The organism is Jannaschia sp. W003 (assembly GCF_025144335.1).
Lineage (GTDB): Bacteria > Pseudomonadota > Alphaproteobacteria > Rhodobacterales > Rhodobacteraceae > Jannaschia.
Genome location: NZ_CP083539.1, coordinates 296,508 through 311,119, shown reverse-complemented (window position 1 = coordinate 311,119; position 14,612 = coordinate 296,508). Strand labels below are relative to the sequence as shown.

Sequence of the window (14,612 nt, the reverse complement as noted above, 5' to 3'; positions counted from 1 at the left end):
GGCCCGTCATCGCATACGCGCCCCGATCCGGGCAGGGACCGGTTGAACCGCCCGCCACCCGCACAGACATTCACCCCACAGGCAAGAGGGCCCCGCGCCCCGAGGAGACACCCATGAACAGACGCAACCTGCTTCTCGCCGGAACGATCGTGACCGGCGGCCTCGCGATCGGCTTCTGGCCCGGCGGCAAGCCCGGCGATCCGGGCCTGCTGCCCGGCATCTCGGCCGCCAACGCCCAAGGCACGTCGGAGATCGAGGACATCACGCTCGGCGACCCGAACGCCCCCGTGAAGGTGGTGGAGTACGCCTCGTTCACCTGCCCGCACTGCGCGGCGTTCCACCAGGAGACCTTCAAGGACTTCCGGCGCGAGTACGTCGACACCGGGCGGGTGCACTTCACCTACCGCGAGGTGTTCTTCGACCGCTACGGCCTCTGGGCCGCGATGATCGCCCGCTGCGGCGGGCCCGAGCGGTACTTCGGCATCGCCGACCTGATCTACGCGCAGCAGTCGAACTGGGCCCGCGCCGGCGAGCCGGCCGAGGTGGCCGACGCGCTCAAGAAGCTGGGCCTCCAGGCCGGGCTGAGCCAGGCCGAGCTGGACGCCTGCCTCCAGGACGCCGAGCAGGCGCAGGGGCTGGTGAACTGGTACGAGGCGAACGCGGGCGCCGACGGCATCAAGTCGACGCCCTCGTTCGTGATCGACGGCGAGGTCCACTCGGGCAACATGAGCCTCGACGCGCTGGGCGAGCTGATCGACGCCGCGGCGAGCTGAACCACACGGGGGGGGGCGGGCGCGCGGCGCCCGCCCCCGCCCTCAGGGGATGCCGAGCCCCTCCAGCGCCGCCCCCAGGGCGGCGTCGTCGTCCCAGGCCACCCGCACCGGCAGCACGAGCACGCGGCCCCGCAGGCCCGCGGGCAGGCGCACCGCGTCCTTCTCCGTCGTCACCGGCTGGGCGCCGAGCTGCGCGGCCCGCTCGCCCAGCCGCAGGCACAGCGCGGTGGTCAGCGGCTGGTGGTCGGCCAGCGCCTCCGTGCCGCGCAGGTCGGCCCCCAGCGCCTCCAGCGTGGCGAAGAACTTCTCGGGGCGCCCGATCCCGGCGAAGGCGAAGACCGGCAGGCCCTGCCAGTCCATGCCGGTCCGCAGCGGGGCCAGGTGCCCGCGCGCGCGGGGCAGGGCGGAGGGCAGCGACAGCGCCGCCTGCGCCGCCGTCGGGCCCAGCGACACCACGAGGTCGGCCCGCGCGAGGCCCGCCGCCACCGGCTCGCGCAGCGGCCCGGCGGGGATCGTGCGTCCGTTGCCCCAGCCGGCCTCGGCGTCGACCACCACGATGCTCAGGTCCTTCCGCAGCGCCGGGTTCTGGTGCGCGTCGTCGAGCACGATCGCCCGTGCACCCGCGGCCTCTGCGGCGCGCGCCCCCGCGGCCCGGTCGCGGGCGACCCAAGTGGGCGCGAAGGCGGCGAGCAGCAGCGGCTCGTCGCCCACGTCGGCCGCGGTGTGCGTGCTCGGATCGACCCGGACGGGGCCCGCGAGCCGCCCGCCATGGCCGCGGGTGACCGCGTGGGCGCCGGGGATGCGGCCCAGGAGGTCCATCGCCACCGGCGTCTTGCCGGTGCCCCCCGCCGAGAGGTTGCCGACCGAGATCACCGGCACGCCGACGCGTAGGCCGGAGCGGGTCACGCGCCGCGCGGTCGCCGCCGCGTAGAGCGCGCCCAGGGGCGCGAGCAGCGCAGATGCCACGCCCGGCGGGCGCGACCAGAAGCCGGGCGCCTTCAATCCACGCCGTCCAGCATGGCGAACAGAAGGTCGAGCGCGTTCTCGGTCACGTCCGCGCCCGAGGAGCAGACCTCCCAGGCGGCATGGGCCATGCGCGCGGCGGCGTCCGGCTCCAGCACCTCGGCGAGGACGCGGCCCAGCCCCTCGCCGTCCACCTCGCGCGCGCCGCCCGCGTCCTGGAGGCGGCGGTAGATGTCGGCGAAGTTCTCGACGTGGGAGCCGTGGAGGATGGCCGATCCGAGCGCGGCGGGCTCGAACGGGTTGTGCCCGCCCACCGGCACCAGGCTGCCGCCCACGAAGCTGACGGGGGCCAGCCGGTACCACAGGCCCAGCTCGCCCATGGTGTCGGCCAGGTAGACCTGCGTCTCGGGGCGGATCGGCTCGCCCGAAGAGCGGCGCGCCACCTTCCAGCCCGCCGCGCGTAGGCCGCCCGCGATGGCGGGCGCGCGGTCGGGGTGGCGCGGCACGAGGATCATCAGGAGCCGCGTCCAGGAGCGCAGCGCGTGGCCGTGGGCCGCGGCGGCCAGCGCCTCCTCGCCCTCGTGGGTCGAGGCGGCCAGCCACACGGGCCGGCCCACCGTCTCGGCGCGCAGCTGCGCGAGGGCGTCCTCGTCGTGGGCGAGCGCGGCCGTGCCCTCCTTCAGCGTGCCGGTGATCTCCAGCTTCGCTGGGTCCAGCCCAAGCGCGCGCAGCCGCTCGGCGGTCAGCGCGTCCTGCGCCTGCACGTGGTCCACGCGGGCGAGCAGCGAATGCGCCGCGCCGCGTCCGAAGCGCGCCCAGCGGCGGAACGAGCGCTCGGTCATGCGCGCGTTCAGCAGCGCGAGGGGGGTGCCGCGGCGGTGGGTCTCGTGGATCAGCGCGGGCCACAGCTCGCTCTCGGCCAGCACCGCGAGGTCGGGGCACCAGTGGTCGAGGAAGCGGCGCACCCAGGGGCGCACGTCCATGGGCAGGTACTGGTGCACCGTGCGCGGCGGCATCCGCGTGGCCAAGAGGCCCGCGGAGGTGACCGTGCCGGAGGTGACGAGGAAGTGGAGGTCGGGCCGCTCCTCGCCCATGCGGCGGATCATCTCCAGCAGCGACAGCGTCTCGCCCACGGAGGCCCCGTGGAGCCAGACCAGCGGCCCCTCGGGGCGCGGCTCGGAGGCGATGCCGCGGCGCTCGTCCATTCGCGGGGCGTCCTCCTTGCCGTCGGCGAGGCGGCGGCGCAGCGCGCGCTCGGCCAGCGGCGCGGCGCGGGCCGACGCGGCGAGGTAGGCGCCGAGCGCCGCCGAGCGCGGGGGCCGGGTGCTCAGGCGCCCAGCTCCTCGGTGGGGCTCGCCTCGCGCTCCTCGTCGCGCAGGCGGTGGATGTGGGCGATGAAGTAGCGGGCGTGGGCGTCGTCCACGGTGCGCTGGGCCTCGCGCTTCCACGCGTCGTAGGCCGAGGCGTAGTCGGGGAACATGCCGACCATGTGGATCTTGGAGGGGTCGGCGAACTGCGTCGACTGCGGGTTCACCAGCTCGCCGCCGAAGACGAGGTGCAGGCGCTGTTGGGGCATCGGGACTCTCCTGTTGGCTCGCCTCCGCCTAGCGGGCCGGAGCGAGACGGTCCAGAAGCGCGGCGTGGACGCCCGGGGTTCCCGCCAGGACGCCCGCCACCTGCGGATGAGGGTTGGCGAAGCGCAAGGCATCGCCATGGCGGTCCGTAGCCGAGGCGCCCGCCTCGAGGCACAGAAGCGCGCCGGCGGCGATGTCCCACTCCCAGCAGGGGCGCAGGGTCATCATGCCGTCCACGCGCCCCTCGGCCACCAGCGCCATGCGCAGGGCCAGCGAGGAGCGGAAGCTGCGGCGGAAGCCGGGCGCCGCGCGCCAGTGCTCGGGCCGCTCGGCGACCTTGGCGGCCAGCACGGCGGCCCCCTCCAGCGCCGTGCGCCCCGAGGGCGCGAGCGCGTCGCCGTTCAACGTGGCGCCCGCCCCCGATGCCGCGCTCCACAGGCGGCCCTTCGCGGGCTGGAACACCGCGGCGGCCACGGGCGCGCCGCGCTCCACCACGGCGAGCGCATGGGTGAAGTCCGGCCCGCCCTCCACGAAGGCGCGGGTGCCGTCGATGGGATCTACCACGAACACCCGCTCGGCGCCCCGGTCCACGGCGCGGCTCTCCTCGGAGATCCAGCCGTAGCCCGGGCGCGCCTCCAGCAGCATCTCGCGCAGCATGGCATCGACGGCGAGGTCGGCCTCGGTGACGGGGCCCTGGTCGCCCTTCTGCCAGACCTCTGGAGAGCGCCGCCAGAAGCCCATGGCGATGCGCCCCGCCTCGCGGGCCGCCCGCTCCAGCAGCGCGCGGTCGCCGTCAGCCGCCCGCAATCGTCAGCCCCTCGACGCGCAGGCTCGGGACCGCGCGCGACACCCAGGGGCGGGCGTCGTTCGCGGGGGCGATGGTCCGCAGCATCGCGCGCAGGTTGCCCGCCACGGTGCACTCGTTGACGGGGTAGGCGATCTCGCCGCCCTCGACCCAGAAGCCGGACGCCCCGCGCGAGTAGTCGCCCGTGGTGGGGTTGATCGAGGAGCCGATCATGGAGGTGACCAGCAGCCCCGTGCCCATCTCACGCAGGAGTGCGTCGCGGGTCGCGGCGCCTTCGGTCATCCGCACGTTGGTCACCGAGGGCGAGGGCGGCGCCGAGGTGCCGCGCGCGGCGTTCCCGGTGCTCGGCATCCCCAGCTTGCGCGCCGTGGCGAGGTCCAGCGTCCAGCCTTCGAGCACGCCGCCGCGCACGATGTCCCGGCGCGCCACCGGCAGCCCTTCCGCGTCGAAGGGGCGCGAGGCGGAGATGCGGGCGAGAAGCGGGTCCTCCCAGACGTCGATCCCCTCGGGCAGCACCGCCTCGCCCAGCGCGTCCCGCAGGAAAGTGGCCCCGCGCGCCACGGCCGAGCCGCTGACCGCCGAGAGCAGGTGCCCGATCAAGCCGCCCGCCACGCGCTCGTTGTAAAGCACGGGATAGGCGCCGGTGGGGGGCTTGCGCGCGCCGCGCCGCGCGACCGTGCGCTCGGCGGCGCGGCGGCCCACGGTCTCGGGGTCGTCCATGTCGGCGCGATGCACCCGGCTGTCGCCGTAGTAGTCGCGCTCCATGCCGGTGCCCTCGCCGGTGATGGCGACGCAACTCAGCGAGGTGCCGGTGCGGCGGTAGCCGCCCGAGAAGCCGTTGGTGGCCGCCAGATGGATGCGCCGGTCGCCGTGGCCCGCGCCCGCGCTGGACACCTGCGCGATGCCGTCCACGGCGAGGGCCGCGGCCTCGGCCCGTGCGGCCCAGTCCTGCAGCTCGGCCGGAGAGGGGGCCTCGGCGCCGTCCACGAGGTCGAGCGCGGCGGCGTCCCACGCTTCGGCCAGCTGCGAAGGGTCGGCCAGGCCCGCGTGGGGGTCCTCGGGCGCCTCGCGGGCCATCGCCACGGCGCGCTCGGCCATGGTCCGCAGCGTCTCGGGGCGGGTGTCCGAGGCGCTGACGCAGGCCTGCCGGTGGCCGACGAAGACGCGCAGGCCGATCTCCACGCCCTCGGAGCGCTCCGCATGCTCGAGCTTGCCCCGCAGCACGTCCACCGAGACCGAGGCCCCGTCCACGGCGAGCGCGTCGGCGCCGTCGGCCCCGGCGCGGGTGGCGGCATGGAGCAGGTCGCCGGCGAGGGCGGCGAGATCGGTCGGTTGGGTCATGGGCGGCGGGCCTCCGGGCGGTGCAGTCCGGAGGTAGGGCGCGGCGGGCACGGGCACAACCGCGGCGGGGCGGCGCGGGGCGGCGGCGTGCGCCGCCCCGCGGCAGGCGTCAGAACGGCAGCGGCAGGCCGTTGGCGAGCACGCCGGTCTCGGTGAACTCCAGGTCGGAGCGCAGGGCGTCGTCGCCCACGGGCTGGGCCACGGCGCCGGCCATGCCCTTCACGAGCGCCGCCTGCTGCGGCGGCACGAAGCCCAGCGCCACGAGGCCGTCGAGCAGCGCGAAGCCGCCGTCCAGCTCCAGCGTCGCGGTGCCCAGCGGCATCGGGTTCGCGGGCAGGCCCGGGAACTGCAGGGCGCCGGTGCCGCGCAGCTCGGCCCCCGCGACGCGCACCAGCAGGGCGGCGAGGTTCAGGGTGCGCGGCAGCAGCGGAGAGCCGGCCATCGCCTCCATCGCGGCGGGGTCGAACAGATCGGCCAGCACCTCGGCCTCGCCGTCGATCGCCAGCTCCAGCGTGGCCGGATCGCGGGCGAGCTGTCCCGTGGGGTCGAACAGCGCCCAGAGCGTCTCGTCCACGGCCAGCTCCTCCAGGAGGACCCGCATGGCGTAGGGCTGGAGCCCGGCATCCGCGGCCAGCGGCACGTCCAGCGCGACGTTCGCCTCGGCCAGCGAGAGGTTCACGGGCAGCGGCAGGCCCGGCCGGGTGAGGGTGATGGCCATCTCGCTGGAGGAGACCTCGTAGCCCATCGCCTCCGGCGACAGGGCGACGGCGATGCGGCCCCCGCCCGAGCTGCCGTCCACCGCGAACGGACCCTGCGGCCCGGTGCCCTGGAGCGCGGTGCGCCCGCCCGCATGGGTGACCTCTGTGTCGAGGTCGAAGGCGATCCGCTCCGGTGCGGCGGCGGGATCGCCGGCGAGCGCGCCGGGATCGGGCAGCGTGCCCGAGGCCGTGCCCTCGATCCCGGCGAGCGCGTAGTCGAGCGTGAAGGACGGCATGCCCTCCGACGTGGCCTCGATCCGCATCCCTCCCGAGAAGGTGCCCTCGTAGCGGTCGTCCGCGCCCAGACGGGTGCGCGACGCCACGTCGCTCAGGGTCAGGGTCATCGGCACCGGCGCCTCGGAGTCGCCCTCGGAGACGTCGTCGATGGTGTAGCTCAGGCGCGCCGCGGCCCCGTCGTAGACGTGGGCGCCGTCCTCCTCGCGCACGGTGTAGTCGAGGCCCTCGTGCTCCAGCACCAGCGCCGAGGTCTCGCCGCCCGAGGTGGTCTCGATCTCGAGCTGCGCGGGCGGCTCGATGCGGACTGCGCCGTCCACCTCCACGAGGCTCAGGGCGCCGTAGCGGGTGGTCGAAGGCTCCGCGTCGCCCACCGCGGGGGCCTCGGCGACGATGCCCTCGAGGCGCAGCGTGCCGCCCGAGTAGTCCTCGGACTCGGCCGTGAGCGTGGCGCCGTAGCGCCCCAGCGTGGCCTGCCAGCTCTCCCACAGCTCGGGCGCGGTGAGCGCGGCGGCGGGGGCGGCGGCGAGGATCGCCCAAGCCGACACGGCGGAGAGAAGTCTGAGCATGGGCCACCTGCTTGGGCTGAAGATCGGGGGCGGAGCATCTGCCACGCCCGGCGGGCCGTCAACCGAAGCGGCGGCGGAATGGTTCATCCCGCCTGCAGGCCCGGGCGGGGGCGGCCCCCCCGCGGGGGGGGCCGCCCGGGGCGATCAGTTCCCGACGCCGCGGCGGCGCATCTCGACGGGAATGTTGAACGGCGCGGTGCCGAGGCCGACGCCGGTGCGCATGTCGCCCAGGATCACCGTGGTCTGCTGGCCCGAGTCGTCGGTGATCTTCCACTGCCGCAGCGTGGTGGGCGAGGGCGTGAACACCAGCTCGATGTTGCCGTACTGGGGGTTCTGCGGGTCCTGCAGCGTGATCGCCGTCTGCGTGGCGTCGCCGCCGTGGCGCACCACCATGCCCGACGAGCCGAGGTTGACCTGCTCGCGCAGGATCAGGTTCAGCGGCGTCTGGCTTAGCGGGTACTGCTCGGGCGCGGTGTTGCTGACGGGGTCGAAGATCGCGACCTGGCTGCCGCCGGCGATCACGAGGCCCCGGTTGGGGGGATCGTAGTCGAAGCGGGCGCGGCCGGGGCGGCTGATCATCAGGTCGCCCGTGGAGATCGTGCCGTCGGCGTTCACCTGCGTGAAGGCCGCCTGGGCGGTGCGGAACGAGTTCAGGTAGCGGCTGATCTCGCTGACGGAGAGTTGGGCCTGCGCGGGCAGGGCCGTGACCACCGCGGTGGCGGCGGCGAGGAAGAGGGCGGCGAGGCGCATGGATGGCTCCCGGTGGTTGGGTCGGTGTCCGACGCATATAGGGTCGGAGGGGTTCCGATTGCCAACCGCCGCGGGGCGCTAGGCGATGACGCGCCCCCGCGGGGCGGTGGCGCGGGGGGGGCCGCTCACGCCTCCGGCACCAGGATCTCGCGCTTGCCGACGTGGTTCGCGGCGGTGACCACGCCCTCGTCCTCCATCTGCTCCACGAGGCGCGCGGCCTTGTTGTAGCCGATGCCGAGCTTGCGCTGGATGTAGGAGGTCGAGCACTTGCGGTCCTTGGCCACGATCGCCACCGCCTGGTCGTAGAGCGCGTCCTCGCCGCCGGTGTTGCCGCCCGTGAGGCCCAGCACCGCGTCGATGTCCGAGGACTTGTCGTCGTCGGGGCCGTCGAGCACGCTCGCGGCATACTCGGCGGGGCCGAAGCTCTTGAGGTGGTTCACGATCTCCTCGACCTCCTCGTCCGAGCAGAACGGCCCGTGGACGCGCGTGATCTTGGAGCCGCCCGCCATGTAGAGCATGTCGCCCATGCCCAGGAGCTGCTCGGCGCCCATCTCGCCGAGGATGGTGCGGCTGTCGATCTTCGAGGTGACGTGGAAGGAGATGCGGGTCGGGAAGTTGGCCTTGATCGTGCCGGTGATGACGTCGACCGACGGGCGCTGCGTGGCCATCACGAGGTGGATGCCGGAGGCGCGCGCCATCTGCGCGAGGCGCTGGATGCAGGCCTCGATCTCCTTGCCGGCCACCATCATCAGGTCGGCCATCTCGTCCACGATCACCACGATGTAGGGCAGCTTGACCGGCTCGAACTCCTCGGTCTCGAAGACCGGATCGCCGGTCTCCTCGTCGAAGCCGGTCTGGATCGTGCGGCTGAACATCTCGCCCTTGGCCTGCGCCTCGGCCACGCGGCCGTTGTAGCCGTCGATGTTGCGCACGCCCATGCGGCTCATCTTGCGGTAGCGCTCCTCCATCTCGCCCACGACCCACTTCAGCGCCGTGACGGCCTTCTTGGGGTCGGTGACCACGGGGGACAGCAGGTGCGGGATGCCGTCGTAGACCGACAGCTCCAGCATCTTGGGGTCGATCATGATCATGCGGCACTCGTCGGGCGTCATGCGGTAGAGCAGCGACAGGATCATGGTGTTGATCGCCACCGACTTGCCCGAGCCCGTGGTGCCCGCGATCAGCAGGTGCGGCATGCGCGCGAGGTCGGCCACCACGGCGCGCCCGCCGATGTCCTTGCCCAGGGCCAGCGCCAGCTTCGAGCCGGTGTCGTCGAAGTCGCGGGCGTCGAAGATCTCGCGCAGCACCACCTTCTCGCGGCGCTCGTTGGGCAGCTCGATGCCGATCACCGAGCGGCCCGGCACCGTGGAGACGCGCGCCGACAGGGCCGACATGGAACGGGCGATGTCGTCGGCCAGCCCGATCACGCGGCTCGCCTTGAGGCCGGGCGCGGGCTCCAGCTCGTACATGGTGACCACGGGGCCAGGGTGCACCGAGACGATCTCGCCCTTCACGCCGTAGTCCTCGAGCACGCTCTCCAGGAGGCGCGCGTTCTCCTGCAGCTTGTCGTCGGGCAGCACGTGGCGCTCCACCGAGGCGGGGTCGGCCAGCAGCGCGCGGGGCGGCAGCTCGAAGTCGCAGTCGGTCGCGGCGGCGGGGGCGGGGCGGGGCGCCGGGGCCGGCGTCGCACGGGCCTCGGCGGGCGCGGGGGCCGGTGCGGGCGCGGGGGCGCGGTCGCGGCGGATCGGCGTAGCGGGGGTCTCGGGGGCGTCGACGGCCTCGAACGCGGCGGGGGCCTCGAACAGCGCCTCGTCGTCGGCCTCCGGCTCCGCGCGCGGCGCGGGCGCCTCGGGCGCGACGGGAACGCGCCGCACCGGTGCGACCGGCGCGGCAGGGGCAACCGGCTCGGCGGCTGCGGCGGGGGCGGCGTCGGCGCGGCGCAGCACCGGCTCGGTGCGCGGGGCCGCGGCGGGGACCACCACCGGCTCGGGGCGCAGGGCCTCGGAGATGTGGGCGCGGCGCACGCGGGTGCGGACCGCCGAGGCGATGCGCCCCGCGACCCGGTCGTCATCGCTGACGGGAGGCTCGGCGCGGGCTGGCGCCGCCTCGGCGTCCGCGAGGGTGCGGTTCAGGAAGCTGAGGAAGCGGCGCGGGGCGGGGGCCTCGTCGGCCTCGAAGTCCTCGACCACGATGTCGTCGTCGGCCTCCGCGGCCGCCGCGCGGCGCTCGCGCAGGGTTCCGGCGGCCCCCCGCGCGCCCCCGGCCGCGCCGCGCAGCGCGGCGGCGGAGCCGGTGCGGACCAGGAACCAGACGCTGCCGAAGCCGCAGAGCACGAACGCCCCGAAGCGCGCCAGCTCCTCGCGCGTGAAGCCGAGCACCCAGGCGCCCAGGATCGCGGCGCCCGCCGCCACGGCGAGGGCGAGCAGCTTCAGCCCCGCGGCGGCGCCGATGGGCAGGAGCGAGATCAGCATCGCCAGCACGGTGTCGCCCAAGAGCCCGCCATTGCCGAAGTCGTGGCCCCAGTTCGGGCCGGGCACGGTGGACGAGGCGTAGACCGCGCAGACCGGCACCCAGAGCGCCACGAACAGAGCGCGGGGCAGCACCCGCTCCGAGCCCCAGTGGCCCGCGAAGCGCACGCCCCAGACGATCATCGCCGCGGCCAGCGCGAAGGCACCGTGGCCCACCACCAGCATCAGCGGCGCGGCCACGGTCGCGCCGGGCAGGCCCAGCCAGTTGCGCGGCGAGGCGGGCGAGGACGCGAGCCAGGCGCCGTCGCCGTGGTGGTAGCTCCACAGCGCGAGACCCAGGAGCGCGCCGGCGAGCACCAGGACGACGCCGAGGCCCTCGCGGCCGCGCCGCGCCAGGGTGATCTGGACGGTGCTGTCCAGGAGGGGATCGCGCTGTCGGACCTGGTACGCCATCGGGGCGGCTCCTATCGGTAGAGGGTGCGGCGCAGGCGGCGGAGGCCGCGCGCGGTGTTGGCGGGATCGGCGACCAGCGCCGCCCGAACGTAGTCGTGGCCGGGGTTCCCGGCAGGCGTGTCGCGGGCGAGGTAGGCGCCGGGCAGCACCTTCACGCCCGCATCGCGCCACAGGCGCAGGGCGGCGGCCTCGCCGCCCTCGGCACCGGGCACGGGCAGCCAGAGGAAGAAGCCGGCCTCGGGGATCGCCACCTCGGGCACGTCCGCGAAGGCTTCGGCGGCGTCCTGGAACTTCGCGGCGTAGAGGGCGCGGTTGGCTTCGACGTGGACCTCGTCGTCCCAGGCGGCGGCGGCGGCCATCTGGAGCGGCAGGGGCAGGGGGGCGCCCGCATAGGCGCGCAGGCGCTTCATCGCCGCGATGGTCTTCGGCCCCGAGACCGCGAAGCCCGAGCGCAGGCCCGCGAGCGAGGAGCGCTTGGACAGCGAGTGGAAGGCGACCACGCGCTCGGGGTCGGCGCCCGTGGCGCGCACGGCCTCCAGCACGCCCACCGGGGGCGCGCCGCGGTAGATCTCGGCGTAGCACTCGTCGGCGAACACGAGGAAGTCGTGGCGCTCCGCGAGGCGCAGGAGCGCGGACCACCAATCGAGCGAGGCGACCGCGCCTTGCGGGTTCGCGGGCGAGCAGACGTAGACCACGGCGGTGCGGTTCAGCGTGGCGGCATCCAGTGCGGCGAAGTCGGGCAGGTGCCCCGTGTCCGCCCCGGCGTTCACGAAGCGCGGCTCGGCGCCCACGGCGAGGGCCGCTGCGGCGTAGACCTGGTAGAAGGGGTTGGGCGTCAGCACGAAGGGCCGGGCGCCGTTCTTCCGCTCCGGGCAGAGGGCGAGGCAGGCGTTGAAGAGGCCCTCGCGGGTGCCGTTCAGGGCCATGATCTCGGTCGCGGGGTCGGCGCGGCGATCGTAGCGGCGCCCGAGCCAGCGGGCGCAGGCTTCCAGCAGCGCGGGAGCGCCGTCGTTGGGCGGGTAGGAGCGGAAGGCGGCGGCGTGCTCGGCCACCACCTTGGCCACGAAGGCGGGCGGCGCGTGGCGCGGATCGCCGATGGTCATCTCCACGGGCTCGGAGTCGCCCGGGTCCACGCCTTCCAGAAGCGCGCGCAGGCGCGGGAACGCGTAGTCGGGCAGTGCGGCGAACCGCTCCGGTGATTCCATGCCTGTGCCTCGCTGCGGGTGCTCTGCCGGCCCCGCTTGGCGGCAGGCTAGCAGGGGCGCGGCCCGGCGGTCCACGGTGCGCTCCGCCTCGGACGGGCGGTGTGGCAATCAGGCAAGGGCCGCCTCCGCCGCCTGCCCCAGACGCAGGAGGCGCCGCTCCCGCAGCGGTCCGCACAGCATCATCAGCCCGCAGGAGGGCGCGCCCGTGGGCAGGCTCAGGCCGCACAGGCCCATGAGGTTGCCGACGCGGGTGTTGCGCAGCGCGGCGAGGTTGCGCTCGGCGTAGAACGCCTCGTCGGCCAGCAGGCGGCCCCGGTCCGGGGGCAGGATCGGGACGGTGGGCAGGATCACGGCGTCGAACGGGGCCGTCTCGCGGGCGTAGTCCACGCGCAGGGATCTCAGGCGGCGCCACGCCGCGAGGACGCGGTGCGCGGGGGCCTCGCGCCCGCCGCGGAAGCGGGCGAGGATCGGCGGGAACATCGCGCCCGGATCGGCCTCGATGCGCTCGCCCCAGATGGCGTAGGCCTCGGGCGCGAAGACCTCCGCCGACAGCGGCATCGCCTCGGCGACGCAGGCGAGGCTCCGCCGCTCCAGCGCGGCGCCCGCGTCCGCGAGGCGGCGGGCGGCATCCTCGAAGGCGGCGCGGGGGGCGTCCTCGGAGCCGTCCGCGAAGTCCTCCAGCACCAGGAGGCGCGCGCCCCGCAGCGTCGCACCGCGCAGGTCGGGGGGCCTCGACCCTTCCAGAAGCGCCAGCCCGAGGGCGGCGTCCTCGACCGAGCGGGCAAGGGGGCCGACGGTGTCGAAGCTCTCGGCGAGGGGGACGACGCCGCGCAAGGAGAGGTGCCCGGCGGTGGTCTTGAGGCCCACGAGGTCGTTCCAGGCGGCGGGCGTGCGCACCGATCCGCCGGTGTCCGAGCCGATGGCGAGCGGCGCCAACCCGAAGGCCAAGGAGGCGGCGGCGCCCGACGAGGAGCCGCCGGGCACGGCCTCGGCGTCGTGGCGCCCGGGGGGCGTGGCGGCCATCGGGTTGAGGCCGAGGCCCGAAAAGGCCAGCTCGCTCATGTGGGTCTTGCCGAGGCACACCGCGCCGCCGTGGGTGGCGGTGGCGACCACCTCGGCGTCCCGCTCGGGCACCCGGCCCCGCAGGAGGCGCGAGCCGGCCTCGGTGGGCGCTCCGGCGGTGTCGAACAGGTCCTTCCAGCTGACCGGCACGCCGTCAAGCGGCCCCAGCCGCCGGCCGGCGCGCGCCCGCGCGGCGGCGGCGGCGGCCTCGCGCCGGGCGCGCGCCTCGGTGACGTGGCTGTAGATGCTGCCCCCATGCTCCGAGGCGGCGATGGCGGCGAGATGGGTCTCGCACAGCGCCTCGGGGTCGATCTCGCCCGCCGCGATGCCGCGTCCCAGCGCCGCGGCGCCCGTCCAGAGCCAGTCCTGCATGCCGTCCTCCCCGATCGCCGCGACGCTAGAGACGCCGCCGCCCTTGGACAACCGCGCCCGCACCGCCTACCTCGCCTCCATGGACACCGACGCCCTCATCGTCGGCGGGGGGCTGAACGGCCCGCTCGCCGCCCTGGCCCTCGCCCGCGCAGGCATGCGCTGCACGCTGCTCGATGCGGGCGCCCGCCCGGAGCGGGGCGCGTTCGACGGGCGCGCCTACGCGCTGGCCCTTAGCTCGGTGCGGATGCTGCGGGCGCTGGGCGTGTGGGAGCGGCTGGAGGACCCCGAGCCGATCCGCGCGATCCGCGCCTCGGACGGGCGCGCGGGCGAGGGCGCCTCGCCGCTGCACCTGCGCTTCGACGCCGAGGCGATCGGCGAGCCGTCGATGGGGCACATGGCCGAGGACCGGCACCTGCGCCACGCCCTGCTCGCCGCCTGCGACGCCGAGGGCGGCGTCACGATGCGGTTCGGGGCGCGCGTCGTCGCGCAGGCCCCGGAGCCGGCCGGCATCGCCGTGACGCTGGAAGGCGGCGAATCCTTGCGCGCGTCCCTCCTCGTGGGCTGCGACGGGCGGGCGAGCGGCGTGGCCTTGCGCGCCGGCCTGCGCCGCACCCGCAAGGACTACCGCCAGACCGCGCTGACCTGCGCCGTGGCCCACGAGCGGCCCCACGGCGGCGTGGCGCACCAGCTGTTCCTGCCCGCGGGCCCTCTCGCCATCCTGCCGCTCGCCGGGGACCGCTCGTCGCTGGTCTGGACCGAGACCCGCGAGGAGGCCGAGCGCATCCATGCCCTCGGCGACGATGCCTATCTGGAGGAGCTGCGCCCGCGCTTCGGCTCGTTCCTCGGGAACATCCGCATCGTGGGGCGGCGCGGCACCTATCCGCTCGCGCGCGACTACGCCGCCGACCTCGTGGCCGAGCGCGTGGCGCTGGCGGGGGACGCGGCGCACGGCATCCACCCGATCGCCGGGCAGGGCCTGAACCTCGGGTTCAAGGACGTGGCCGCCCTCGGCGATGTGGTGGCCGCGGCGCGGCGGCGGGGCGAGGACATCGGCTCCGCGCCGGTGCTGCGGCGCTACGCCCGGTGGCGGCGCTTCGACGCGGCGCAGATGGGCGTGGCGACGGATGCGGTGAACGCGCTGTTCTCGAACGACGACCCCGTCCTGCGCGGCCTGCGGCGGCTCGGCCTCGGCGCGGTGGACGCCGCCGCGCCCCTCAAGCGGCACTTCATCCGCGAGGCGGCCGGCCTCGCGGGCGACCTGCCCGCGTTGATGCGCGAGTAGCCC

At 75.4% G+C, this 14,612-nt stretch carries 12 protein-coding genes; 2 read left to right on the top strand and 10 right to left on the bottom strand.

The features are described 5' to 3' along the window. Positions 1-113: 113 nt before the first annotated feature. The gene (locus tag K3554_RS01415) at positions 114-773 is read left to right on the top strand and encodes a DsbA family protein (RefSeq protein ID WP_259942643.1); all 660 of its coding nucleotides are present in this window, start codon (positions 114-116) and stop codon (positions 771-773) included. A gap of 42 nt (positions 774-815) precedes the next feature. Here the strand turns inward: K3554_RS01415 and lpxK are convergent, their stop codons facing one another. The 10 genes from lpxK to K3554_RS01365 form a co-directional block, all read right to left on the bottom strand. After that, on the bottom strand, positions 816-1,775 hold the full coding sequence (gene lpxK / locus K3554_RS01410) for a tetraacyldisaccharide 4'-kinase (RefSeq protein WP_259942642.1): 960 nt from the start codon (positions 1,773-1,775) through the stop codon (positions 816-818). Beyond that, complete coding sequence (locus K3554_RS01405; RefSeq protein WP_259942640.1) at positions 1,772-2,941, bottom strand: 3-deoxy-D-manno-octulosonic acid transferase; 1,170 nt, start codon at positions 2,939-2,941, stop codon at positions 1,772-1,774. Before K3554_RS01405 ends, lpxK begins: the two co-directional genes overlap by 4 nt. Positions 2,942-3,063: 122 nt before the next feature. Next, complete coding sequence (locus tag K3554_RS01400) at positions 3,064-3,312, bottom strand: DUF4170 domain-containing protein (protein ID WP_259942638.1); 249 nt, start codon at positions 3,310-3,312, stop codon at positions 3,064-3,066. Positions 3,313-3,340: 28 nt separating this feature from the next. Then, complete coding sequence (locus tag K3554_RS01395; protein WP_259942636.1) at positions 3,341-4,117, bottom strand: 3'(2'),5'-bisphosphate nucleotidase CysQ; 777 nt, start codon at positions 4,115-4,117, stop codon at positions 3,341-3,343. Next, complete coding sequence (locus K3554_RS01390; RefSeq protein ID WP_259942634.1) at positions 4,104-5,456, bottom strand: TldD/PmbA family protein; 1,353 nt, start codon at positions 5,454-5,456, stop codon at positions 4,104-4,106. Before K3554_RS01390 ends, K3554_RS01395 begins: the two co-directional genes overlap by 14 nt. Before the next feature lie 109 nt (positions 5,457-5,565). Beyond that, a complete protein-coding gene (locus tag K3554_RS01385) occupies positions 5,566-7,017 on the bottom strand; it encodes a DUF2125 domain-containing protein (RefSeq protein WP_259942632.1) in 1,452 nt (483 codons plus the stop codon). A gap of 144 nt (positions 7,018-7,161) precedes the next feature. After that, positions 7,162-7,767 (bottom strand): outer membrane lipoprotein carrier protein LolA, encoded by a 606-nt coding sequence (locus tag K3554_RS01380; RefSeq protein ID WP_259942630.1) that lies wholly within the window; start codon positions 7,765-7,767, stop codon positions 7,162-7,164. Positions 7,768-7,892: 125 nt separating this feature from the next. Continuing rightward, positions 7,893-10,688, bottom strand: coding sequence for a DNA translocase FtsK (locus K3554_RS01375; RefSeq protein ID WP_259942629.1), 2,796 nt, complete (start codon positions 10,686-10,688; stop codon positions 7,893-7,895). Positions 10,689-10,699: 11 nt separating this feature from the next. Further along, positions 10,700-11,893, bottom strand: a complete 1,194-nt coding sequence (locus tag K3554_RS01370; protein ID WP_259942627.1) for an aminotransferase class I/II-fold pyridoxal phosphate-dependent enzyme — start codon at positions 11,891-11,893, stop codon at positions 10,700-10,702. 108 nt (positions 11,894-12,001) lie between these two features. Further along, positions 12,002-13,327 (bottom strand): amidase, encoded by a 1,326-nt coding sequence (locus tag K3554_RS01365; RefSeq protein ID WP_259942624.1) that lies wholly within the window; start codon positions 13,325-13,327, stop codon positions 12,002-12,004. A gap of 43 nt (positions 13,328-13,370) precedes the next feature. On the opposite strand from K3554_RS01365, the gene K3554_RS01360 reads away from it, so the two are divergent. Beyond that, entirely contained in the window at positions 13,371-14,609 is a 1,239-nt protein-coding gene (locus K3554_RS01360) for a UbiH/UbiF/VisC/COQ6 family ubiquinone biosynthesis hydroxylase (protein ID WP_409197328.1), read from the top strand. Positions 14,610-14,612 lie beyond the last annotated feature (3 nt).

What these genes read in the sequence shown, in the direction of transcription:
- K3554_RS01415 (WP_259942643.1), top strand. Translation starts at nt 114, where the DNA reads ATGAACAGACGCAACCTGCTTCTCGCCGGAACGATCGTGACCGGCGGC.
- K3554_RS01405 (WP_259942640.1), bottom strand. Translation starts at nt 2,941, where the DNA reads ATGGACGAGCGCCGCGGCATCGCCTCCGAGCCGCGCCCCGAGGGGCCG.
- K3554_RS01400 (WP_259942638.1), bottom strand. Translation starts at nt 3,312, where the DNA reads ATGCCCCAACAGCGCCTGCACCTCGTCTTCGGCGGCGAGCTGGTGAAC.
- K3554_RS01390 (WP_259942634.1), bottom strand. Translation starts at nt 5,456, where the DNA reads ATGACCCAACCGACCGATCTCGCCGCCCTCGCCGGCGACCTGCTCCAT.
- K3554_RS01385 (WP_259942632.1), bottom strand. Translation starts at nt 7,017, where the DNA reads ATGCTCAGACTTCTCTCCGCCGTGTCGGCTTGGGCGATCCTCGCCGCC.
- K3554_RS01380 (WP_259942630.1), bottom strand. Translation starts at nt 7,767, where the DNA reads ATGCGCCTCGCCGCCCTCTTCCTCGCCGCCGCCACCGCGGTGGTCACG.
- K3554_RS01375 (WP_259942629.1), bottom strand. Translation starts at nt 10,688, where the DNA reads ATGGCGTACCAGGTCCGACAGCGCGATCCCCTCCTGGACAGCACCGTC.
- K3554_RS01370 (WP_259942627.1), bottom strand. Translation starts at nt 11,893, where the DNA reads ATGGAATCACCGGAGCGGTTCGCCGCACTGCCCGACTACGCGTTCCCG.
- K3554_RS01365 (WP_259942624.1), bottom strand. Translation starts at nt 13,327, where the DNA reads ATGCAGGACTGGCTCTGGACGGGCGCCGCGGCGCTGGGACGCGGCATC.